Source organism: Kitasatospora sp. NPDC057940 (assembly GCF_042887425.1).
Taxonomy (GTDB): Bacteria; Actinomycetota; Actinomycetes; order Streptomycetales; family Streptomycetaceae; genus Kitasatospora.
In genome coordinates, this window is sequence record NZ_JBHVPH010000001.1 from 566,215 (window position 1) to 591,000 (window position 24,786).

Annotated in this window: 4 protein-coding genes; 3 read left to right on the forward strand and 1 reads right to left on the reverse strand. The window is 76.6% G+C overall.

Features of this window, described 5'->3' with window-relative positions; translation table 11 throughout:
- Positions 1-55 precede the first annotated feature (55 nt).
- Genes ACFVTF_RS02550 through ACFVTF_RS02560 form a run of 3 tightly spaced genes read left to right on the forward strand, consistent with a single transcriptional unit; the run spans position 56 to position 23,450 of the window.
- Complete coding sequence (locus tag ACFVTF_RS02550; RefSeq protein WP_387808011.1) at positions 56-9,712, forward strand: amino acid adenylation domain-containing protein; 9,657 nt, start codon at positions 56-58, stop codon at positions 9,710-9,712.
- Positions 9,713-9,723: 11 nt separating this feature from the next.
- The gene (locus ACFVTF_RS02555; protein ID WP_387808014.1) at positions 9,724-22,170 is read left to right on the forward strand and encodes an amino acid adenylation domain-containing protein; all 12,447 of its coding nucleotides are present in this window, start codon (positions 9,724-9,726) and stop codon (positions 22,168-22,170) included.
- The gene (locus ACFVTF_RS02560) at positions 22,167-23,450 is read left to right on the forward strand and encodes an MFS transporter (RefSeq protein ID WP_371518131.1); all 1,284 of its coding nucleotides are present in this window, start codon (positions 22,167-22,169) and stop codon (positions 23,448-23,450) included. The genes ACFVTF_RS02555 and ACFVTF_RS02560 overlap by 4 nt, the downstream gene beginning before the upstream one ends.
- Here ACFVTF_RS02560 and ACFVTF_RS02565 read toward each other — a convergent pair.
- Positions 23,432-24,775: a sensor histidine kinase gene (locus ACFVTF_RS02565; RefSeq protein ID WP_387808018.1), complete on the reverse strand. Its 1,344-nt coding sequence runs from the start codon at positions 24,773-24,775 to the stop codon at positions 23,432-23,434. The genes ACFVTF_RS02560 and ACFVTF_RS02565 overlap by 19 nt on opposite strands.
- Between the last annotated feature and the right edge of the window lie 11 nt (positions 24,776-24,786).

A 24,786-nucleotide genomic window follows, 5' to 3' on the forward strand; every position in this document is an offset into this window, starting at 1 on the left:
CGGACGGCCGGGCGGCTGAACGGGCAGAGCAGACCGAAGGGCAGGAGAGACGACCATGTCGCACGAGGCGGCTTCCCCGGACGCACGGCTCATCACTGGCACCGACCCGGCGTCGGCGGAGGCGGCGGGGTGGCACGCGGGACCGCCGGCGCCCGCCGCCGCAACCCTGCCCGAGCTGCTGCGCCGGCAGGTCGAGCGGGCCCCGGGGGCGCCCGCCCTGGTGTCCGGGGCCGGCACCCTCTCGTACGCCGAGCTGGACAGCCGGACCAACCGGCTGGCGCACCTGCTGATCGACCGGGGCGTCGGCCCCGGCAGCATCGTGGCGCTCGGCATGGCCCGCGGCGCGGACCTCGTGCTGGCGGCCGTCGCCACCACCAAGGCCGGCGCCGCCTACCTGCCGGTCGATCCGGCCTACCCGGCCGAGCGGGTCGCCTACGTCCTCGCCGACGCCTCGCCGCGGCTGCTGCTCACCAACGGCGCCGGCTCGGTCCGGGCCGCCGCCGGCGCGTCGGCCGTGCTGGACCTCGCCGACCCGGCCGTCGCCGAGGCGCTGGCGGGCTGCCCGGACACCGACCCGGCCGCGGCCGGGAAGGTCGGGCCGGGACACCCGCTGGACGCCGCGTACGTCATCTACACCTCCGGATCCACCGGGCGCCCCAAGGGCGTGGCCGTGCCCCACCACGGCCTCGCCGCCCTCACCGCCCAGCACGTCGCCCGGCTGGCGGCCGGCCCCGGTTCCCGGGTGCTGCAGTTCGCCAGCCCCAGTTTCGACGCCTCGGTGTTCGAACTCTCCATGGCGCTGCTCACCGGCGGCACGCTGGTCCTGGCCGACGCCGCGCGGCTGGTGCCCGGTCCGGGCTTCGCCGACCTGCTGGCCGAACTGCGGATCACCCACGTCACCCTGCCGCCGGCGGTGCTCGCCACCCTGCCGGACGGGGCGGTCCCGGCCGGTGTCACCGTCGTCACGGCCGGCGAGGCCTGCTCCGCCGCGGTCGCGGCCCGCTGGGCGCCCGGCCGGCTGATGGTCAACGGCTACGGGCCGACCGAGTCCACCGTCTGCGCCACCATGAGCGACCCGATCCCCGGGGACGGCACCGCCCCCGACATCGGACGCCCGGTGACCGGCACCCGGGTGCACGTCCTCGACGACCGGCTGCGGCCGGTCGCCCCCGGCGCCGTCGGCGAGCTGTACGTGGCCGGGGACGGGCTGGCGCTCGGCTACCTGGGCCGCCCCGGTCTGACCGCCGAGCGCTTCGTCGCCGACCCGTACGGACCGGCCGGCGGCCGCCTCTACCGCACCGGCGACCTCGCCGAGTGGACCGCGGACGGCGTGCTGCGCTACCGCGGCCGGACCGACGACCAGGTCAAGATCCGGGGCTTCCGGGTCGAGCTGGGCGAGGTCGAGGCCGCCGTGCTGACCCACCCGGCCGTCGCCGAGGCCGCCGCCGGGGCACCCGAGGACGAGCGCGGCCACCGCCGACTGGTCGTCCACGTGCGCGCGGAGGCGGGCCTGGCCGCGCCCACCCGGGCCGAGCTCGCCGCCCACCTGCGCCGCACCCTGCCCGAGCACCTGCTGCCCTCCGCGGTGGTCCCGGTCGGGCACTTCCCGCTCAACCCCTCCGGAAAGGTGGACCGCGCCGAGCTGCCCGCGCCGGACTGGACCGGCCGCGGGGTCGCCCACGTGCCGGCGGACGGCCCGGTCGAGGAGGCCGTGGTCCGGATCTGGGAGGAGGCCCTCGGCACCACCGGGGTCGGGACCACCGACGACTTCTTCGACCTCGGCGGCGACTCGCTGCTGGGCGCCCGCGTCCTGGCCCGGCTGAAGGCGGAGTTCGGCACCGCGCCGAGCCTGCGCGAGCTGTTCGCCGCGCCGACCGCGGGCGCGGTCGCCGCCCTGGTCGGACCGGCCGGGCACACCCCCGCCCCGGCCGGGGCCGTCGCGCGCGACGGCGCGCCGGGTGGCCACGGCGGCACCGTGCCGATGTCCTTCGCCCAGGAGAGCCTGTGGTTCCTCCACGACGCCGCCCCGGCCCTGGCCGGGTACGGCGCCGCGGTCGGCATCGAGCTGACCGGCGAACTGGACGACGAGGCGCTGCGCGCCGCCCTGGGCGCGGTGCTCGCCCGGCACGAGGTGCTCCGCACCACCTTCCGGGCCGGCGAGCACGGCGGCGTCCAGGTGGTGCACGAGCCCGGCGAGCCCGCGCTCGACGTGGTCGACCTCACCGTGCTGTCGGCCGGGAAGGCGGCGGACGAGCAGGAGCGACTGCTCGCCGAGGCGACGGCCCGTCCGTTCGACCTGGTGGCCGGGCCGCTGCTGCGCGCCCTGCTGATCCATCTGCCCGGGCGGCGGCACGTGCTGGTGCTGGACCAGCACCACATCGTCACCGACGGCTGGTCCACCCGCGCCCTGCTCCGGGAGCTCTTCGAGTTGTACGGCCGGGCCGTGCGCGGGCCGCTCGGCCCGGTGGCGCCGGCGCCCGACCAGTTCGCCCGCCACGCCGCCGACCAGCGCGACCGGGCCCGGGCCGGCGCCTGGGACGCCGACATCGCGTACTGGCGCGAGCGGCTCGCCGACCTGCCGCCGCTCGACCTGCCCGCCGACCGGCCGCGCTCGGCGGCCCGCACCGGCGCCGGCGCCCTGCACCGGTTCCGCGTCCCGGCCGAGCTGGCCGCCGGGCTGCGCGCCCTGTCCCGGGCCCGCCGGGCCACCGTCTTCATGACGCTGACCGCCGCCGTGCACGTCCTGCTGGCCCGGCACAGCGGCCAGCGCGACTTCGCCCTCGGCATCGCCACCGCCGGCCGCCGCGACGGCGTGGACGACGACACCCAGGGCTTCTTCGCCAACCTGGTGCCGCTGCGCACCGCGCTCGACCCCGCCCGGCCGTTCGGCGAACTCGTCGACGCCGTACGGGAGTCCACCCTGGTCGCGGTCGAGCACGGCGAGGTGCCGTTCGACCGGCTGGTCGAGGCGCTGCGGCCGGTCCGCGAACCGGGCCGGATGCCGCTGGTGCAGACCGCCGTCACCTACCAGGAACCGCTGCTGCGCCCTGGGGCGGCGGCCGCCGGGCTCGACCTGGCCGAGGCCGAACTCCCGCGCTCCTCCTCGCGGTTCGACCTGCTCTTCGAGTTCTGGAACCACGGCGACACGCTCGGCGCGGGCATCGAGTACAGCACCGACCTGTTCACCGCCGCCACGGTCGCCCGGCTGGCGGACCACCTGCTCGGCCTGCTCCGGTCGGCCGTCGCCGACGCCGGCACGCCCGCCGGGGAGCTCGCCCTGGTCGGCGCGCAGGACGCCGGGGCCCGGCGGGCCCGGGCCGACTGGCACGACACCGGGACCACCTACCCGCGCGAGGCCCGGGTCCACGAGCTGTTCGAGCACGTCGCCCGGCTCCGCCCGGACGCCGTCGCCCTGGTGCACGAGGAGACCGAAGTCCGCTACGGCGAGCTCAACGCCCGGGCCAACCGGCTGGCCCGCCGACTGGCGGCCGCCGGGGTCGGGCGCGGCACGCTCGTCCCGGTCTGCGCCCGGCGCTCGCCCGGGATGGTCGTCGGGCTGCTGGCGGTGCTCAAGGCCGGCGGCGCCTACGCGCTGCTCGACACCGGCCTGCCGGTCGAGCGGCTGCGGCTGATGATCGAGGACCTGGCCGCGCCGGTCGCGCTCGTCGGGGCCGACGCCGAGGCGACCGTCCGGGCGGCCTGGCCCGCCGCGGGCGACCCGGTCCTGCTGTCGCTCACCGACCCGGCCACCGACGCCGAGGACGACTCCGACCCGGCCGTCCCGGGCAGCGCCGAGGACCCGGCGACGGTGATGTTCACCTCCGGCTCCACCGGTCGGCCCAAGGGCGTGCTGGCGGCCCACCGCGCCACCGTGCGCACCTTCGTCGGCACCGACTACGCCCGGTTCGGGCCGGACGAGGTGGTCCTGCAGTCGGCGCCGATCTCCTGGGACGCGTTCTCCCTGGAGCTGTTCGGCGCGCTGCTGCACGGCGCCCGCTGCGTCCTCCAGCCGGCCCCCACGCCCGAGCCGGAGGCGATCGCCGAGCTCGTCGAGCGGCACGGCGTCACCACCCTGTGGCTGTCCTCCAGCCTGTTCAACGTGATGGCCGAGGAGTACCCGGGCATCTTCGGGACGCTCCGCCAGGTGCTGACCGGCGGCGAGGCCGTCTCGGTCGAGCACGTCGGCCGGGTGCTGCGCCGCCACCCCGGGCTGCGCCTGGTCAACGGCTACGGACCGGTGGAGTCCATGGTGTTCGCCACCACCCACCGGATCACCGAGCGGGACCTGGAGCGGGCCTCGGTGCCGATCGGCCGCCCGCTGGCCAACACCCGGGTCCACCTGCTGGACCAGGACGGCCGGCCGGTGGCGGACGGCGTGCCCGGCGAGCTGTACCTGGCCGGCGACGGCCTGGCGATCGGCTACCTGGGCCGGCCCGAGCTGACCGCCGAGCGGTTCGGCCCCGCGGTCTTCGACCCGGCCGAGCGGCTCTACCGCACCGGCGACCTGGCCCGGATGCTGCCCGAGGGCGTGCTGGAGTTCCTCGGCCGGGCCGACGACCAGGTCAAGGTGCGCGGCTTCCGGATCGAGCCCGGCGAGATCGTCGCCGCCCTGCTGCGGCTGCCGGAGCTGGCCGACGCCGCCGTCCTGGCCCTGCCGGACGGCGCGGGCTCCAAGCGCCTGGTCGGCTACCTGGTGCCCCGGGACGCCGAGCGGGGCGCGGACACCGCCGGGGTGCGCGCCGCACTGGCGGAGCACCTGCCCTCGTACATGGTGCCGTCCGCCTTCGTCACGCTGCCGGCGCTGCCGCGCAACGCCGCCGGGAAGCTCGACCGGGCCGCCCTGCCGGTGCCCGAGGCCGACGCCGGGCGGGCCTACCTGGCGCCGCGCGACGAGAAGGAGCGGCTGCTCGCGCGGACCTGGGCCCGGCTGCTCGGCGTGGAACGGGTCGGCGTCGAGGACAACTTCTTCGAGCTGGGCGGGGACTCCATCCTCACCATGCGGGTCGCCGCCCGGGCCCGCGCCGAGGGGCTCGCCCTGCGCTCCGGCGACGTGATGCGGCATCAGACCGTCGCCGCACTCGCCGCCGTGGCGGTCTGGGCCCGGGACGAGGCGCCCGCCGCCGAACAGGGCCCGGTCGAGGGCGAGCTGCCGCTCACCCCGGTCCAGCGCTGGTTCCACGGCACCGACCCGGCCCGGCCCGGGCACTTCGACCAGACCGTCCGGGTCGAACTGGCCCCCGGAGTCGACGAGTCGGCCCTGGAGCGGGCGCTGCGCGCCCTGTTCGCGCAGCACGACGCGCTGCGGCTGCGCTTCACCGGGACCGTCGGCCACCACGCGCCCGGCCGGGGCGGCCCCCTGCTGCACGTCGTCGACCTGGCCGGCCTGCCGGTCGACGAGCAGGACCGCCGGATCGACGACGTGGCCGAGCGGGCCGAGGAGTTCGACCTCGCCGAGGGCCCGCTCTTCGGCGCCACCCTGCTGCGCGGCGGCACCGGGCGGCCGGACGTGCTGGTGCTGGCGGCCCACCACCTGGTGGTCGACGGCGTCTCCTGGCGCATCCTGCTGGAGGACCTCGCCGACGCCTACCGGCAGGCCGCGGTCGGCCGGGAGGTGCGGCTCGGCGCCAAGACCACCTCGTTCCGGGCCTGGGCGCTCGACCTCGAAACCCGCACCGCCGCGGGCGAGTTCGAGCCCGAGCGGGCGTACTGGGACGGCGTGCCGGACCCGGCGACGCCCCGGCTGCCGCGCGACCGGGCCGGTGCCAACACCGCGGCCTCGACCCGCACGCTGACCGTCCGGCTGACCGCCGCCGAGACGGACGCGGTGCTCCGGGAGCTCCCGGCCCGCTACCAGGGCGGCCCGGACGACGTCCTGCTGAGCGCGCTCGGCACCGCGCTGGCCGCCTGGACCGGCCTGCCGAAGGTGCTGGTGGACCTGGAGGGCCACGGCCGGGTCGAGCGGGACGGCACCGACCTGTCCCGCACCGTCGGCTGGTTCACCGCCGTGTACCCCGTCGCCCTCGACCTGCCCGACCCGGCCGTCGGCTGGCCGGCCGTGCTCAAGTCCGTCAAGCAGCGGCTGCGGGACGTCCCCGGCGGCGGCCTCGGCCACGGCGCGCTGCGCGACGCGGCCGCCCACCGCGCCGAGCGCGACCGCGCGCCCGAGGTGAGCTTCAACTACCTCGGCCGCTTCGAGGAACTGCCCGAGGGCGGCCCGTTCGAGGCGGGTACCCGGCCGCGGATGTGGCTGCGGCAGTCCCCGGAGTCGGTCCGTCCCCACCTGCTCGACGTCATCGCCGTCCTCGGCGACGGCGGCGCCCTGGAGCTGCTCTGGCAGTACTCCGACCAGGTGTACGAGGAGGCCACCGTACGGCGTCTCGCCGAGGCCACCGCCGACGCGCTGCGCGCGCTGGCCGCGCACGCGGGCGAACCCGGAGCCGGCGGCCGGACCCCCTCGGACTTCCCGCTGCTGCGGCTGGACCAGGCCGCGGTGGACCGGCTGGCCGGTGACGGCCGGGCGGTGGCGGACCTCTACCCGCTCACCGCGATGCAGGCCGGCATGCTCTTCCACTCGTTGGAGGCCGCCGCCGAGACCGGCGGTCAGGACGCCTACTTCGCCCAGTTCGCCTTCGTGCTGGACGGCGTGGACCGCGTCGACCTGCTGGAACGCGCCTGGCGCGGCATCGTCGACCGAACCCCGGTGCTGCGCACCACGGTCGCCGACACCGGGGCCGGCGGGCTCGTCCAGCGGGTGCTGCGGACCGTCCCCACCCCGCTGACCGTGCTGGACTGGAGCGGACTGGACGAGGCCGGACGGGCCGAGGCGCTGGAGCGGCTCTTCCACGCCGACCGCGCGCTCGGCGTGGACCTGGCCGACGGCCCGCTCACCCGGCTCACCGCGGCCCGGCTGGACGGCGGCTCGCTCCACCTGCTGTGGACCTTCCACCACGCGCTGCTGGACGGCTGGAGCCTCTACCAGGTGCTCTCCGACCTGTTCGCCGAGTACGCGGCGCTGCGCGCCGGCCGGCCGTCCGCCGCCGTCGAGCGGCCGCCGTTCCGCGACTACGTGGCCTGGCAGCTCGCCCGGGACACCGACGAGGCGCAGCGGTACTTCACCGAGCGGCTGGCGAGCCTGACCGCCGCCACCCCGCTGCCCTTCGACCGCAGGCCGACCGGCGAGCACCGGGTCAGGTCCTCCGCGCGGCTGCGGGTGGAACTGCCGGCGGAGCTGTCCGCCCGGGTCTACCGGGCCGCGCGGGACCGGCAGGTCACCGTGAACACGGTGGTCCAGGGCGCCTGGGCGCTGCTGCTGTCCCGGCTGTCCGGGCAGGGCGACGTGTGCTTCGGCGCGACCGTCTCCGGCCGCCCCAACGACCTCGACGGCGCGCCGGACATGGTCGGGCTGTTCATCGGCACCCTGCCGGTCCGCGCCCTCGCGGACCCGCGGGCCGAGCTCGGGCCCTGGCTGCGCGAGCTCCAGCAGGAACAGGTGCGGGCCCGCGTGCACGAGCACCTGCCGCTCACCGCGATCCAGGCCGGCAGCGGGATCGCCGCCCCGGCCAGGCTCTTCGACAGCGTGCTGGTCTTCGAGAACTACCCGGTGGACGACGCCGCGCTCACCGTCGGCGGCCTCGCCCTGCGCGACGTGAGCGCCGACGCCGAGACCACCAACTACCCGGTGGCGGTGGGCGTCTACCCGACCGAGCGGCTGACCTTCTCGTTCGCCTACGACCCCGCCCTGTTCGACGAGCGGACGGTGCGGACCTTCGCCGACCGGCTCGGTCTGCTGCTGGGCGGCATGGCCGAGCCGGAGCGGGACGCGCCGACCCGGCTGGTGGACCTGCCCTGGCTGACCGAGGACGAGCTGCGGCGGCACCTGACCGGCGACGACACCGCGGTCGCCGTGGACCGCGCCACCGTGCCGGAGCGGATCGCCGCCCAGGCCCGGCGCACTCCCGCGGCGCTCGCGCTGACCGGCCCCGACGGCCGCCTCGACTACGCGGACCTGGCCGCGCGCTCCGACGCGCTGGCCGCCCGGCTGCGCGCCGCCGGGGTCGGCACCGAGGACGTGGTGGCCGTCGCCATGCGGCCCTCCGCGCTGCTGGTGGTGACCCTGCTCGCGGTGTGGAAGGCCGGTGCCGGGTACGTGCCGCTGGACCTCCAGCACCCGGCCCGGCGGCTCGGCGCCCTGCTCGCCGAGTGCGGCCCGGTGCGGCTGCTGGCGGACGCCGAGGGCGCGGCGGCCCTGGCCGGCGAGGTGCCGGCCGGCTGCCCGGTCGACCTGGTGGACCTGGCGGGCCTGGCCGGCCCGTACGACCGCACCGCGGTCGTACGACCCGCCCCGGCGGACACCGCGTACGTGCTCTACACCTCCGGTTCGACCGGCACCCCCAAGGGCGTGGTCGTCGAGCACGCCTCGCTGGCGCACTACCTGGCCCACGCCGCCGACGCGTATCCGGGCCTGCGCACCTCGGCCCTGCTGCACTCCTCGATCGCCTTCGACCTCACCGTCACCGCGCTGTGGACCCCGCTGACCCTGGGCGGCACGGTCGTGGTGTCCCCGCTGGAGCCGGACGCGCTCGCCGAACTGGCCGCCGCCGGCACCGCGGTGGGCTTCGTCAAGGCGACGCCCAGTCACCTCCCGCTGCTGGAGCGCCTGCCCGACGTGGCGGCCGGCTCGGCCGACCTGGTGGTCGGCGGCGAGCAGCTGCCCGGCGAGAGCCTCGCCGGCTGGCGGGCCCGGCACCCCGGCAGCGCGGTGATCAACGAGTACGGGCCGACCGAGGCGACCGTGGGCTGCATCGTGTACCGGGCCGAGCCCGGGCAGCCGCTCGCCCCGGGCGCCGTCCCGATCGGCCGGCCGATCCGCAACACCCGGGTCCACCTGCTCGACGGCACGCTGCGCCCGGTGCCCGACGGCGTCACCGGCGAGCTGTACCTCGGCGGCGACGGCCTGGCCCGCGGCTACCGGGGCCGTCCGGCGCTGACCGCCGAGCGGTTCGTCGCCGCCCCGTTCGGTGCGCCCGGGGGACGGCTCTACCGCACCGGCGACCTGGCCCGGCGCCGTGCCGACGGCGTGATCGAGTACCTGGGCAGGGTCGACGACCAGGTGAAGGTGCGGGGCTTCCGGATCGAACTCGGCGAGGTGGAGAGCGCGTTGACCCGCCACCCGGGCGTCGCCGCGGCCGCTGCCACGGTCGCCGACGGGGTGCTCGGCGGGCACGTGGTGACCACCGGCGGCCCGGACGCGCCGGACGCGGCCGAGCTGCGCCGCTTCCTGGCCGGGCTGCTGCCCGAGCACATGGTCCCGGCGGGCTTCGCCTTCGTCCCGGCGCTGCCCCTCACCCCCAACGGCAAGGTCGACCGGGCGGCGCTCGGCCGACCCGCGGAACGGCCCGCCGAGCCCGCGGCACCGGAGTCGCGGGAGCCGCTGACGCCCACCGAGCAGGCCCTGGCGGACATCTGGTCGGACGTCCTGGAGGTGGCGCAGGTCGGCCGGGACGACGACTTCATCGGCCTGGGCGGGGACTCCATCCGGAGCCTGGGCGTGATGGCGAGCGTCCGCAGGGCGTTCGGGATCTCCCTGTCGCCGCGGGAGGTGATGACGGCCCGGACCGTCTCCGAGCTGGCGGCACTCATCGAGGACAAGGTCCTGGCGGACATCCTGGCCGCCGAGGGACTGGCGGACACCGGCACGAGCAGCGAGGCATGAGGAGCATGAGCATGAACGGTCCCACGTCCCGGCCCGACCGACTGTCGGCGCTGGCGCCCGAGGTGCGCGAGAAGCTGCTGCGGCGGCTGGCCGGCCGGGGCGCGGCCCCGGACGCGCCCGCCGCCGCCGCGGACGCCGCGATCGGCGCCGGTCCGCGCCCGGAGGAGGTCCCGCTCTCCTCCGGCCAGCAGCGGCTCTGGTTCCTCAGCAGCCTCGCCCCCGAGGGCAGCGAGTACACCAGCGCCTTCGGCCTGCGGCTGACCGGTCCGCTCGACCGGGACGCGCTGGCCCGGGCGGTGGACCTGGTGGTGGAGCGGCACGAGGTGCTGCGCACCAGCTACCGGGTCGAGGACGACCGGGTGCGCCAGGTCGTCCACCCGGCGGCGGCCGGCGTGCTGCGCCTCGCCGAGCCCGCCGTCGAGGCCGGGAAGCCAGGTGCCGGGAAGTCCGGTGCCGGGGAGCCGGGTGCCGGGGAACCTGATGGCGAGGAGCCCGCTGTCGAGGCCGCCGTACGGGCCGAGCTCGCGACACCCTTCGACCTCGCGCGGGGCCCGCTGCTGCGTGCCCTGCTGCTGAGCTCCGCGCCGGAGCGGCACGTGCTGCTGATCACCGCCCACCACAGCGTCATCGACGGCTGGTCCTCGGGCGTGCTCTTCGACGAACTCGGCTCGGCGTACGCGGAGTTCGCCGCCGGCCGGACACCGCGCCCGGAGCCGGTCGCGGTCCAGTACGCCGACTACGCGCTCCGGCAGCGCGAGTGGCTGGCCGGGCCCGGGGTGAAGGCCGGGCTCGACTACTGGGAGAGCCGGCTGCGCGGCGCCGAGCCGCTCGGCCTGCCCACCGACCGCCCCCGCCCGCCGGTCCGCGACACGGCCGGCGCCGTGCTGCGGCTGGCCGTGCCCGCCGCGTCGACCGCTCGGCTCAAGGACCTCGCCCGGCGCGAGGGCACCACGCTGTTCCCGGTGCTGCTGGCCGGCTACCAGCTGCTGCTCGCCCGGCTCTCCGGGCAGCCGGACGTCACCGTCGGCACCGTCACCACCGGCCGCGGCCGGCCCGAACTGGAGCGTGCCGTCGGCTTCTACGCCAACACCGTCGCGCTGCGCACCGCGGTGGACGAGGAGGAGCCGTTCGCGGCACTGCTCGCCCGGGTGCGGGACGGCGTGCTGGACGGCTTCGAGCACGACCAGGTGCCGTTCGACCGGCTGGTCGAACTGCTGGAGCCGGTCCGGGACCCGAGCCGCACCCCGGTGTTCCAGACCATGATGGTGCTGCAGAACGCGTTCGGAGCCCCGCTCGCCCTGCCCGGGGTGGCCGTCGAGCAGCTGGAGCTGCCGCGCTGGGAGGCCACCGTCGACCTCGGGCTGGAGTTCGAGGAGCGCGACGGGGAGCTGGACTTCGGCCTGTCGTACAGCACCGCGCTGTTCGACGAGCGGACCGTCCGGGCGCTCGGCGAGCGGCTGGTCGCCCTGTTCGAGGCGGTCGGCGAGCGGCCGGACACCCCGCTGCGCGCGCTGCCGCTGGTCTCCGCCGAGGAGGCGGCCGAGCTGCGCCGCGACTGGGACGCGGCCGCCGCCACCGCCGGCGACGGCCCCGCCACCCTGGTCCAGGCCTTCGAGCGGCAGGCCGCCGCCACCCCCGGCGCGCCCGCCCTGGTGTTCCGGGACGAGCGGCTCGGCTTCGCCGAACTCAACGGCCGGGCCAACCGGTTGGCGCGCCACCTGCGGTCCCTGGGGATCGGCGCGGAGAGCCTGGTGGCACTGGTGCTGCCGCGCTCGACCGACTTCGTGGTCGCGCTCTGGGCGGTGCTCAAGGCCGGCGCGGTGTACGTGCCGATGAACTCCGAGGAGCCCGCCGAGCGGATCGCCGACCTGCTGCGCGGCATCCGGCCCGCACTGGTGCTCGGCACCGGGGAGCTGGCTGGCGCGGTGCCCGCCGAACTGCCCCGGCTGCTGCTGGACGAGCCCGCCGTGGTCGCCGCCGTCGCCGCCCGGGACGGGCACGACGAGCCCGCGGCCGCCCCGGCCCCCGGGGACGCCGCGTACGTCATCCACACCTCGGGCTCCACCGGCCGGCCCAAGGGCGTGGTGGTCGAACACCGCTCGCTGGCCAACCTGTTCGCCCGCCAGCGGGACGAGCTGTTCCGGCCCGCGGCGGACCTGCTCGGCCGCCCGCTGAGGGTCGCGCTGACCACGGTGCCGACCTTCGACGCGTCCTGGAACCCGCTGATGGCGGTGGCCGACGGCCACACCCTGCACCTGGTGGACAGCGAGACCCGGCTGAACGCCGACGACCTGGTGGCCTACGCGCGGCGCGAGCAGGTGGACCTGTTCCAGCTCACGCCGTCCTTCGCCCGCCCGGTGCTCGACGCCGGCCTGCTCGCCCCCGCCGCGCCGCACCGGCCCGCCGTGCTGGTGCTCGGCGGCGAGGCGGTCGGCGAGGAGCTGTGGCGCGAGCTGGCCGCGACCCCGGGGCTGACCGCCCACAACTTCTACGGGCCGGCCGAGTGCACCGTCGACACCCTCGCCGCCCGGGTGGACACCGCCCGCGCGCCGGAGCTCGGCCTGCCGGTGCGCGGCACCCGGGCCTACGTGCTGGACGCGCACCTGCGCCCCGTCCCGGCCGGCGTGCGCGGCGAGCTCTACCTGGCCGGTCTGCCGGTCGGGCGCGGCTACCTGCACCGGGCCGCACTGACCGCCGAGCGCTTCGTCGCCGACCCGTTCGGCCCCGCGGGCACCCGGATGTACCGCACCGGCGACCTGGTCCGCCGCACGCCGGACGGGCGGCTGGAGTTCGCCGGCCGCGGCGACGACCAGGTCAAGATCAACGGCGTCCGGGTGGAGCCGGGCGAGATCGAGGCGGCGCTGCGCTCCCACCCCGCGGTGGATGATTGCGCGGTGGTGCCCCGGGTCGGCCGGGCCGGCGTCCAGCGGCTGGTGGCCTTCGTGGTGCCGAGCGCTGCGGTGCCGGGCGCGGCCGCGCTCCGCACCCACCTGCACGGCCTGCTGCCGGACTACCTCGTCCCCGCCGCCTTCGCCTTCCTGACGGCGCTGCCGCGCACCGCCGGCGGCAAGACCGACCGCCGGGCCCTGCCGGAGAGCGCCGTCGAGCCGGAGCCGGCCACCGGCTACGTGCCGCCGCGCACCGACGTCGAACGGGCTCTGGCCGGGATCTGGGCCGAGCTGCTCGGTGCCGACCTGGTCGGCACCGAGGACAACTTCTTCTCCCTCGGCGGCGACTCCATCCTCAGCATCCAGGCCGTCTCCCGGGCCCGGGCCGCCGGGTTCCTGCTCCAGTCCAGGGACATCCTGGTCAAGCAGACCATCGCCCGGATCGCCCCCGGCGTCACCACCGCGGCCGACACCGTCCAGCAGTACGAGCACCGGGGGCCGGCGCCGCTGGCCCCGATGCAGCACCGGCTGCTGGCCGGCGCGGCCGACATCCCCCGGTTCACCATGTCGCTGCTGCTGGAGCTGGTTCCCGGCACCGACCCGGCCGCACTGGCGCGGGCGCTGGAGGCCCTGGTCGCCCACCACCCGGCGCTGCGCACCCGGCTGCGCCGCGCGGACGGCGGCTGGCTGCAGGAGGCCGCGGCGCACCAGGACGGCCCGCTGCTGAGCCGCCGGGACACCGCCGGCCTGGGCGGGCCGGAGCGCGCGGCGGCGCTGCGCGAGGAGGCGGAGTCGGCCCGTCGCGCCCTCGACCCCGAGCACGGCCCGGTGCTGCGCGCCGTGCTGTTCGACGAGGGTGCCGGGGCCGGCCCCCGGCTGCTGCTGACGGCGCACCACCTGGTGGTCGACGGCGTCTCCTGGCGCATCCTGCTGGACGACCTCGCGACCGGCTACGAGCAGGCCAGGGCCGGCCGACCGGTCGACCTCGGCACCCCGACCACCCCGTTCGCGGCCTGGTCCGCCAGGCTCGCCGAGTACGTCCGCGACGGCGGCCTGGACGCCGAACTCCCTTACTGGCGAAGGATCGCGGAGGAGTCCTTCGAGCTGCCCGCCGACGGCACGGGGCCCAATACGGTGGCCTCGTCGGAGCGCACGGACTTCGCCCTCACCGCCGAGGAGACCGAGGCGCTGCTGCGCGACGTCCCGTCGGTCTACCGGACCAGGGTGGACGACGTGCTGCTCACCGCCCTGGCCGGCGCGCTCGCCGAGTGGACCGGCCGCGAGCGGGTGCTGGTCGGCCTGGAGGGGCACGGGCGCGAGGACGTCCTGCCCGGCGCCGACCTGTCCCGCACGGTCGGCTGGTTCACCGCCGTCCACCCGGTCGCGCTGACGGTGGCGGCCGGCGACGGGGTCGCCGCGCGACTGAAGTCGGTGAAGGAGCAACTGCGTGCCGCCCCCGCCAAGGGCTTCGGCCACGGCGCGCTGGCCGCCCACCGGGCGGGCTTCACCCCGGCCGCCGCGCCGGCCGTGACCTTCAACTACCACGGGCAGCTGGACGGCGCGTTCGCCGCCCGCTCCCTCTACCGCGCCCACCTGGGCGACGGCGGGCCGCAGTGGGACGGCGACCACGAGCGGAGCGCGCAGATCGAGGTGGTCGGCGCCGTCTCCGACGGGGTGCTCACGCTGTCCTGGTTCACCTCCCGGGCGCTGCACCGGCCGCAGACCGTCCGGCGGCTCGGCGAGTCGCTGCTGGCGCACCTGCGGGCCGTCATCGCGCACTGCGCCGAGCCCGGCGCCGGCGGCCGCACGCCGTCCGACCACCCGTTGGCCCGGCTCGACCAGGCCGCCCTCGACCGGCTGGTCGGCGACGGCCGGGGCGTGGACGACGTCCTGCCGCTCACCCCGCTGCAGGGCGGCATGCTCTTCCACACCCTGACCGACCCGGACGGCGGCGCCTACGTCGACCAGCTGGCCCTGCGGCTGGAGGGACTGGCCGACGCCGAGGCGCTGGCCGGGGCCTGGCGCGAGGTGTTCCGGCGCACCGACGTGCTGCGCACCACCGTCCGCTGGGAGGGCGTGCCCGAGCCGGTCCAGCTGATCCGCTCGGACCTGGAGCCGCCGGTCGAGCTGCTCGACTGGCGCGGGGACCCCGACCCCGGCCGGCGGCTGGACGAGCTGGTCCGGGCCGAGCGCGAGCGCGGCATCGACCTGGCCGCCGGGCCGCTGATGCGGATCGTCCTGGCCCGGGTCGACGACCGGACCGTCCACCAGCTGTGGACGTTCAGCCACCTGCTGCTGGACGGCTGGAGCACCGCCCAGCTGTTCGAGGAGGTGCTGGAGCACTACGTCGCCGCCGTCGAGGGGCGGGCCGCCCTCCCGGTCAGCCGGCCGTCGTTCCGCGAGTACCTGGAGTGGTTGGCCGGGCAGGACCGCGAGGCCGCCCTGGCGCACTGGCGGCAGGTGCTGGCCGGCTTCGCCGAGCCCACCGCGCTGCCGGTGGACCGCCAGCCCGCCGCCGACCACCGCACCCGGGCCGTCGGCTCGCACAAGCTCGCCCTGGACCCGGCGGTCACCGGGGTGCTGGCCGACTGGTGCCGGGAGAACCGGATCACCCTCAACACCCTGATGCAGGGCGCCTGGGCGATCCTGCTGTCGCGGCACGCCGGCGAGCCGGACGTGGTCTTCGGCGCCGTCGTCTCCGGACGCACCCCCGAGGTGCCGGGGATCGAGAGCGGCATCGGCATGTTCGTCAACACCGTCCCGGTCCGGGCCCGGGTGGCCGGACCGGAGGCGGACGGTGACCTCGGGGCCTGGCTGCGCGCCCTGCAGGCGGCGCAGGCGGAGAGCACCGCGCACGACTACCTGGCCCTCTCCGACGTCCGGCGCTGCGCCGAACTGGCTTCCGGGGAGCGGCTGTTCGACAGCGTGGTGGTCTTCGAGAACTACCCGGTCGCCGAGGGCGCCACCGGCCGCGACGGGGTGGGCGTCCAGGTGCTGCGCGCCTCGGACAGCAGCACCGTGCCGCTCACCGTCAGCAGCCACGCCGACACCGCGCTGCGGATCGAACTCACCTACGATCCCGAGCTGTTCGACGCCGCCACCGTGGAGCGGATCGGCGGCCGGCTGCGCACCCTGCTGGAGGGCGTGGCCGCGGACCCGCACCGCGGGCCGGCCGCGCTGCCCTGGCTCACGGAGCGGGAGCGGCACACCCTGCTCGTCGAGTGGAACGACACCGCGCGCCCGCGCCGCACCGAGGCGCTGGTCCAGGAGCTGTTCGACGCCCAGGTCGCCGCCCGCCCGGACGAGGTGGCCGTCCTGGAGGCGGACGGCGGGGCTCCGCTGACCTTCCGGGAGCTGGACCGCCGGGCCAACCGGCTCGCCCGTCGACTGGTCGCCGCCGGCGCCCGGCCGGGCGAGCGGGTGGCGCTGCACCTGGAACGCTCCACCGACATGGTGCTCGCCGTGCTCGCGGTGCTGAAGTCCGGCGCCGCCTACGTGCCGCTGGACCCGGCGTACCCGCGCGAGCGGCTGGAGTTCATGCTCTCGGACGCCGAGCCGGCGGTGGTGCTGAGCCACGCCGCGATCGCCGACCGGCTGCCCGACCACGGCGGTGCCCTGGTCACCGTCGAGTCCGTCGGGTCCGGCGCCGACACCGGCCCGGAGACCCCGCCGGAGGTCGCCGCCGGGCCGGACGACCCGGCGTACGTGGTGTACACCTCCGGCTCCACCGGCCGGCCCAAGGGCGTGGTGGTGACCCACCGGAACCTGCTCCACATCGCCGACGCCTGGGACGAGCTGTACGACCTGACGGAACGCAGGCTGCGCTTCGCCTCCATCACCAGCCTCTCGGTGGACCTCTTCCTGGCCGACCTGCTCCGCTCGGTCTTCTTCGGCGGTTCGCTGCTCGTCGTGCCGACCGACCTGGTCACCGACCCCGCCCGGCTGCTCGCGCTGGTCGAGCGGGTCGGCGGTACCGCGATCGAACTGGTCCCCTCGCTCGCCAAGGCACTGGTCGAGGAGGTCGGCGGGCGCGGCGAGCGGCTGCCGGCCTTCCAGGTGATGTCGGTCGGCTCGGAGGGCTGGCGCGTCGACGACTGCCGCGAGCTGCTGGCGCACGCCCACCCGGACACCGTGGTGGTCAACGCCTACGGGGCGACCGAGGCCACCGTCGACTCCACGGTGTTCGTCCCCACCCCCGAGCGGCTGGCCCGCCTCGCCGCCTACGTGCCGGTCGGCAGCCCGATCGGCAACACCCGGGTGTACGTCCTCGACGAGCGGGGCGAGCCGGTGCCGGTCGGCGTGCCCGGCCACATCCACATCGGCGGTGACGGCGTGAGCGCCGGCTACTGGCGGCGTCCCGAGCTGACCGCCGAGCACTTCCTGCCCGACCCGTTCACCCCGGGCGGCCGGCTGTACCGGCCGGGCGACCTGGGCCGCTGGACGGCCGACGGCGTCCTGGAGTTCCTCGGCCGGGCCGACCACCAGGTCAAGATCCGCGGCTTCCGGATCGAGCTCGCCGAGGTCGAGGCGGCGCTCACCGCGCTGGACGACGTGGCCGAGGCGGTCGTGGTGGCCCGCCGCGACCGCGGCCGGGACCGGCTGGTGGCGTACGTGGTGCCCGCCGTGCCCGGCGCCGGGATCGACCCGGCCGGGCTGCGGGCCCGACTGGCCGCCGGCCTCACCGAGGCGATGGTGCCCTCGGCCTTCGTCGGACTGGAGCGCGTCCCCCTGCTGCCCAACGGCAAGACCGACCGCCGGGCGCTGCCCGAGCCGCCCGAGGACCTCGCCCTCGGCGGCGAGTACCTGGCCCCCGAGGGCGCCGCGGAGACCCTGCTGGCCGGGATCTGGGCGGAGGTGCTGGGCGTCGAGCGGATCGGGGCCGAGGACAACTTCTTCGAGCTGGGCGGTGATTCGCTGCTGAGCATCCGGGTGGTGTCCCGGCTGCGGCAGCACCTGGACTCCGGGATCTCCCCGCGCGCCCTGTTCAGCGCGCCGACCGTCCGGTCGCTGGCCGCGCTGCTCGCCGCCGAGCGGGAGGCGCCCGCCGCCGCGCTGGTGCCGGTCGGCCGGGAGAGCGCCCCGCCGCTCTCCTTCGGCCAGCAACGGCTGTGGTTCCTCGGGCAGTTCGGCGGGACCGGCGCCGAGTACAACTCGCCGCTGGGCCTGCGGGTGCACGGCCCGTTGGACGCCGACGCGCTGGAACTGGCGCTGGCCGACCTGGTCGACCGGCACGAGTCGCTGCGCACGCTCTTCGGCCAGGTCGACGGCGAGGGGCGGCAGTTGATCGCCCCGGCCGGGCGGCCCTTCACGCTGGCCCGCACCGACCTGGCCGGCCACCCCGCGCACGAGCGCGAGGACCGGCTGCGGGCGGCCATCGGCGCCGACGGCGCCACCCCGTTCGACCTGCGCACCGGTCCGCTGTTCCGGGCCCACCTCGTCCGGCTGGCCGAGGACGAGCACGTGCTGACCCTGGTCCTGCACCACATCGTCACCGATGGCCGCTCGGCCGGCGTGCTGGTCCGCGACCTCGCCGAGCTGTACCGCGTCCGACGGCACGGCGGCACCGCCGACCTGCCGGAACTCCCCGTCCAGTACGCCGACTTCGCGGCCTGGCAGCGTGCCCGTTGGGAGCGCGAGGGGAGCGGCCTGCTCGACTGGTGGCGGGAGCGGCTGGCCGGCCTGGAGCCGCTGGAGCTGCCCACCGACCGGCCCCGGCCGCCGGTGCGCGGCCGCGAGGGCGCGCAGCTGGAGTTCGCCGTGGACGCGGAGACCGCCAAGCGGCTCAAGCGGATCGCCCAGGACCGCGGCGCGACGCTGTTCACCGTGCTGGTCGCGGCGACCCAACTGCTGCTCGCGCACTGGTCGGGCCAGGACGACATCGCGGTGGGCACCGTCTCGGCCGGTCGCGACCGGCCCGAACTGGAGCAGGTGGTCGGCTTCTTCGTGGACACCCTGGTGCTGCGCTCCGAGGTGGACTGGGAGGAGGGCTTCGACGGCTTCCTCGGCCGGGTGCGGGAGTCCGTCAACGGCGCCTTCGCCCACGCCGACGTGCCCTTCGACCGGCTGGTCGAGGCGCTGCGGCCGGAGCGCGACCCGAGCCGCACCCCGCTGTTCCAGACCATGGTGGTCCTGCAGGACGCCCCGGGCGGCCCGGTGCGCCTCGACGGCGCCCGCACCGAGGAGTTCGGCCTGCCCACCGGCGGCGCCGCGTTCGACCTCACCTTCCAGTTCCAGGAGACCGACCGGGGCCTGGACGCCGCCCTCCAGTACAGCGTCGGCCTGTTCGACCGGAGCACCGCCCGCCGGATGGCCGACGCCCTGGTCCTGCTGCTCGGCGGCATCTCCGAGCGCCCGGGCGACCCGCTGCGCGAACTCCCCTACGTCCCGGCCGAGGAGCTGGTGCTGGAACCCCGGCGCTGGCACCGGGAGCCGGACGGGGAGGCCGGCGTGCTCGCCCACGAGCTGGTGGGCCGGCGGGCCGCGGAGCGCCCGCACGCGGTGGCCGTGGTCGCCGACGACGGGACCGAGGTCTCGTACGGCGAACTCGACGCCCGGGCCGAGGACCTGGCCCGCCGGCTGGTCGCCCGGGGCGTCACCCCGGACACCCTGGTCGGCGTGTTCGCCGACCGCGGGGTGGAGATGGTGGTGGCGGCGCTCGCGGTGCTCAGGGCCGGCGGCGGCTACGTGCCGTTGGACCCGCAGTACCCGGCCGACCGGATCGGCGCGATGATCAGCGGCACCGCGGTCCCGCTGCTGCTCACCCAGGCGCACCTGGCCGAGCGGCTCCCCGACGGGCCGTTCACCGTCCTGCGGATGGACGGGTCGGACGGGTCGGACGGGTCGGACGGGTCGGACGGCGATGCGGCCCCGGCCGGCACCGCGCTGCCCGGCGAGCCGGGCTCCCCGCACCGGGTGGAGGCCGACCACGTCGCCTACGTGGTGCACACCTCCGGTTCCACCGGCCGCCCCAAGGCCGTGGTGATCAGCCACGGCGCGATCGCCCGGACCGCCCGGGTGCTGCGCGAGGCCTGGGACATCACCGCCGACAGCCGGGTGCTGCAGTACGCGCCGGCCAGCTTCGACGGCGGGGTGTGCGACCTGTTCTGCACCCTCACCGCGGGCGGCGCGCTCTGCCTCACCAGCCCGCGCCCCGCGCCCGACCCGGCCGGGGAGATCATCCGGACCGGCGCCACCGTCGCGGTGCTGCCCCCGGCGCTGCTGGCGGTGATGGACGCCGAGCGGCTGCGCGGCCGGCTGCCCACCGTCGCCGCCGCCGGCGACGTCTGCCCGCCCGACCTGGTGCGCACCTGGTCGCAGGGCCGGGAGTTCTTCAACGTGTACGGGCCGAGCGAGGCCACGCTGGTCTCCACCCTGTGGAGTCCGGGCGAGCTGCACGCGGGCGCCCCCGTGCCGGTCGGCACCGAGCTCAACGGCGTCGGCCTGCACGTCCTCGACCGCCACCTGCGGCCGGTCCCGGACGGCGTGCCCGGCGAGCTCTACATCGACGGCCCCGGGCTCGGCCGCGGCTACGCCGGACAGCCCGGCCTGACCGCCGGGCGGTTCGTCGCCAACCCGTTCGGCGGGCCCGGGAGCCGGATGTACCGCACCGGCGACCTGGTCCGCCGGGTGGCCGGCGGCGAGCTGGAGTTCGTCAGCCGCACCGACACGCAGTTCAAGGTCCGCGGCCACCGGGTCGAGCCCTCCGAGATCGAGGCCGTGCTGCTGCGCGAGCCCGGCGTCGGGGACGCCGCCGTGGTGGTCTTCAAGCCGGAGGGCGGCCGCGAGCTGCTGGCCGCGTACGTGGCCCCGGGCGCCCGGTCGGGCGCCTCCGAGCTCTCGCCCGCGCTGCTCAGGGACGCGGTGGCCCGCGCCCTGCCCGGCTACATGGTGCCGGCCTCCGTCCAGGTGCTCGACCAGCTCCCGGTCGGCACCAACGGCAAGGTGGACCGGCGCCGGCTCCCGGCGCCGACCGGACCGGACACCGCCGTGGCGGCCCGGGTGGCGCCGCGCGGCCGGAAGGAGGAACTGCTCGCCCGGATCTGGGCGCAGACGCTCGGCGTCGAGCGGGTCGGCGTCGAGGACAGCTTCTTCGACCTCGGCGGCGACTCCATCCTCAGCATCCAGGTGGTCGCCCGGGCCCGCCGGGCCGGGCTGCGGCTGGACGCCCAGGACGTCTTCCTGCACCAGACCGTGGCGGAACTCGCCGCCGCCGCCACCGAGATCGGCGACGGCGCGGCCGAGGGCCGGCCGCCGGCCGTCGGGCCCGTCCCGCTGACCCCGGTGCAGCGCTGGTTCTTCGACACCCACGACCACCCGCACCACTTCAACCAGTCGGTGCTGCTGGAGCTCGGCGCGCCGGCCGACCGCGCGGCGCTCACCGCCGCGCTGGAGGCCCTGGTCGAGCACCACGACGCGCTGCGGATGCGCTACACCCGCACCGCCGACGGCTGGGCCCAGGAGAACCCGCCCTACCGGGCCGGCGAGCCGCTGCTGCGGGTGGTGGACACCTCCGCCACCCCCGAGGGCGAACTGGGCGCGCTGCTGGACCGGGAGGCCCGCGCCACCCAGGCCGGATTCGACCTGGGCCGCGGCCCGCTGCTCGCCGCCGTCCTCTTCGAGTCCGGTGGACGCCGCCGCGACCGGCTGTTCCTGACGGTCCACCACCTGGTGGTCGACACCGTGTCCTGGAACATCCTGCTGGACGACCTGGACGCGGCCCACGCCCAGGCGGCGGCCGGGCGGCCGGTCGACCTCGGCCCGCGGAGCACCACCTTCCAGGAGTGGTCCGCCCGCCTGGTCGAGCACGTGCGCTCCGGCGCGCTGGACCACGAGCTCGACCACTGGAACGGGGTCGGTGCCGCCCGTCCGGTGCCCCGCGACCTCGACGGCGTCGCCACCGTGGGCGGCGGCCGGGAGGTGCGGGTGCGGCTCGGCGCCGAGGACTCGGCCCAGCTGGCCGAGCACGCGCCGACCGTCTACCGCACCAGGGTCGAGGAGATCGCGCTCGCCGCGCTCGCCCGGGTGCTGGCCCGCTGGACCGGCGAGGACGAGGTCACCGTCGACCTGGAGGGCCACGGCCGCGAGCGGCTGCTCGACGACGTCGACCTGTCCCGGACGGTCGGCTGGTTCACCGCGGTGCACCCCGTCCGCCTCATCGTGCCCGAGGGCGACGACTGGCGGGCCCTCACCCGCGTCGTGCGGCGGCAGCTGCGTGCCGTCCCCGGCAAGGGCCTGGGCCACGGCCCGCTGCGCCACCTGCACCCGGACACCCCGCTCACCGGGCCGGACCCGGACGTGGTGTTCAACTTCCTCGGCCGGCACCGCAGCGACGGCGGGCCCGGCAGCGGGCTCGTGCACACCGTGCACGGCGCGATCGGCCAGGACCTCGGCCCGGACGACCGGATGGAGCACGTGTTGGAGATCGTCGGCGGGATCCACGACGGGCGGTTGGAGTTCACCTGGTACTACTCCCCGGCCGTCCACCACCACGGGACGGTGCAGCGGCTGGCCGCGGAGTTCGCCGGCGTGCTGCGCGCGATCGCCGACGAGTGCCGGGAGGTGCGGGGATGAGCGAGCTGGCACCCGCCGCCGACCGCCCGGCGGCCGTCACGGAACCGGAGCTCCCGCTCCGCCGCAACCGGGTCTACCACCTGCTGTGGATCGGCACCACGGCCTCCGAGACCGGTCTCAACGTCTCCACCATCGCCTTCCCGCTGCTCGCCCTCGCCACGACCGGCTCCCCCGGGGTGGCCGGCGCGGTGAGCGCGGTCAACGCGGTGGCCCAGGTGGCCGTCGGGCTGCCGGCCGGTGCGCTGGTGGACCGCTGGGACCGCAAGAAGATCATGGTGGTCTGCGTGCTGGTCCGGGCGGTGATGCTCGGCCTGCTCGCGCTCGCCGCCGCCACCGGGCACGTCACCACCTGGCTGCTGCTGCTCACCGCGGCCGTCGCCGGGGCGGCCACCAGCCTGTTCGACCCGGCCGAGCGGGCCTCGCTGCCCCTGGTGGTGACCCGTGGGCAACTGCCCACGGCGCTCTCGGTGAACACCGCGCGGATGCACCTCGGGCAGCTGGTCGGCACCTCGGGCGGCGGGTTCCTGTTCGGCCTGGGGCGGGCCGTTCCGTTCCTCGCCGACGCCGTCGCCCACCTGGTGGCCTTCGTGACGCTGCTGTTCGTCCGGCTGCCGAAGCAGGAGCGCAAGCCCTCCCCGATCTCGACCATCCCGCGTGACATCGTGGCCGGCTTCGCCTTCCTGGTGCGCCAGCCGTTCATGCGCTCGACCACCCTGCTGCTGCTCGGCCTCAACCTGCTGTTCCAGGCGCTCTACCTGGTCGTCATCGTGGCCGCCGAGCAGAACGGGGCCTCGCCGGGGAAGGTCGGCACGATGGCCGCGATGTTCGGCGTCGGCGGCCTGATCGGCGCGCTCGCGGCGCCGCGGATCTCCCGCTCGATCACGCCCTACCAGGCCGTGGTCGGGATCATCTGGCTGCTCGCGGTGCTCGTCCCGCTGATGTCCGTCACCAGCGGCGCGCTGGTCTGGGGCGGCTTCCTGGCCGCCATGGCCTTCCTCGCGCCGACCGCGTACACCGTCGTCGGTACGCAGCAGATCCTGCTCACCCCGGACGGCATGCGCGGCCGGCTGAGTTCGGCGACCAACCTGTTCAACGGCGGCGCGCAGGCCGGCGGCGCGGCCCTGGGCGGGCTGCTCTCGCAGTGGCTGAGCGGCACCCAGGCGATGCTCGGCTGCGCCGCCGGCCTGGCGGTGCTCGGGCTGGCCGGCGCGGCGGCGGGCTCGCTGCGGCTGCCGTCCGCCGATCAGGTGAGGGAGGCCGGTCAACCCGGAGAGGACTGATCGCCCGAGCGGGTGAGAGTGCCCTGAGTGTGCCCGGCCCGGCCGCCCGCCCCGTCGCCGACGTCGCGGGCGGCCGGGACGCCGTCCAGCGGCAGGAGGACGGCGACCTGCCAGCCGCCGTTCGCGCAGGCCCCGGCGGTGAGCTCGCCGCCCAGCCCCGCGACCCGCCGACGCAGCTCCCGGATGCCGGTGCCGCCGCCCTCGCGCTCGACCGCCGCCGCGGTGTCCGCCCGGGCGCCGGCCGGGACCGCCTCGTTGTGGACCAGGATCCGCAGGGCGCCGCCGTCGGCCACCCGCTCGGCGGTGACCGTCACCCTGGGCGAGGCGGGGGCGTGCCGGCGGACGTTGGTGAGCGCCTCCATCACCACCCGGTAGCCGACGGCGTCGACCAGCTCCGGCAGGCCGTCCACGGCGCCGGGGGAGAGTTCGAGCCGGGCCGGGATCATCCCGGTGCGCTCGAACCGGTCCATCAGGTCCGGCAGTTCGTCCAGCGAGTGGGGCCGGGCCGCCGCGTTCTCCTCGGGATCGTCCGCCGCCGGCTCGTCCCCGCCCCGGCCCGGCCGGCGGTCCTCCTCCAGCTCGCTGAGGATCCGGATCGTCCGGTCCATCGACTTCAGCGCCTGGATACCGGCGCTCTCGATCTGCGGGAGCAGCGCCAGCGCCTTCTCCGGCGACTCCTTGGCCAGCATCTGGGCCGCCTGCGCCAGCACCATCACCCCGGTCACGTCGTGCGCGGCGAAGTCGTGCAGGTCCCGGGCGACGTGCAGCCGTTGGGCGCGCCGCTCCTCCGTGACCGCCAGCCTGCGCCGGCTGTCCAGCGAGCGCAGGTAGCAGGACGCCCCCACCGCGGCCACCGCGGCCAGGCCCCAGACCACGCAGAGCCCGATGGTCTCGCGCGGCCCGGCCGGCGGGTCGAGGGTCAGCGCGATCCGCAGCGGCAGCAGGGTCACGGTCACCAGCAGGAGCAGCCCCAGCAGGGCGGCGACCGCCGGAGCGGACCCGCGCACCGCGGGCATGACGGTGACCAGCAGGGCGACCGACTCGACCAGGATCCAGAGCCCGGAGGTGTTGTCGGCGGGGCCCTCGTAGCGGAACGTCGCGTACAGCGAGATCGCGCAGGCCAACGGGACGGTCACCAGGTTCCGGGTCCGCGGTTGCCCCGGCAGCCACACGATCAGGACCGCGGCGGCCAGCACCGCCACCGTCGTCGAGCCCCGGATCAGTGTCGAAACCGGCGAACCCTCCCACACCGCAACCGAGATGGCGACCGCCGCGAGGAACGCCGTGCCAACTGGGCGTCCGATCCTGGCCAGTTGATTTGTCATGTGCTCGGATG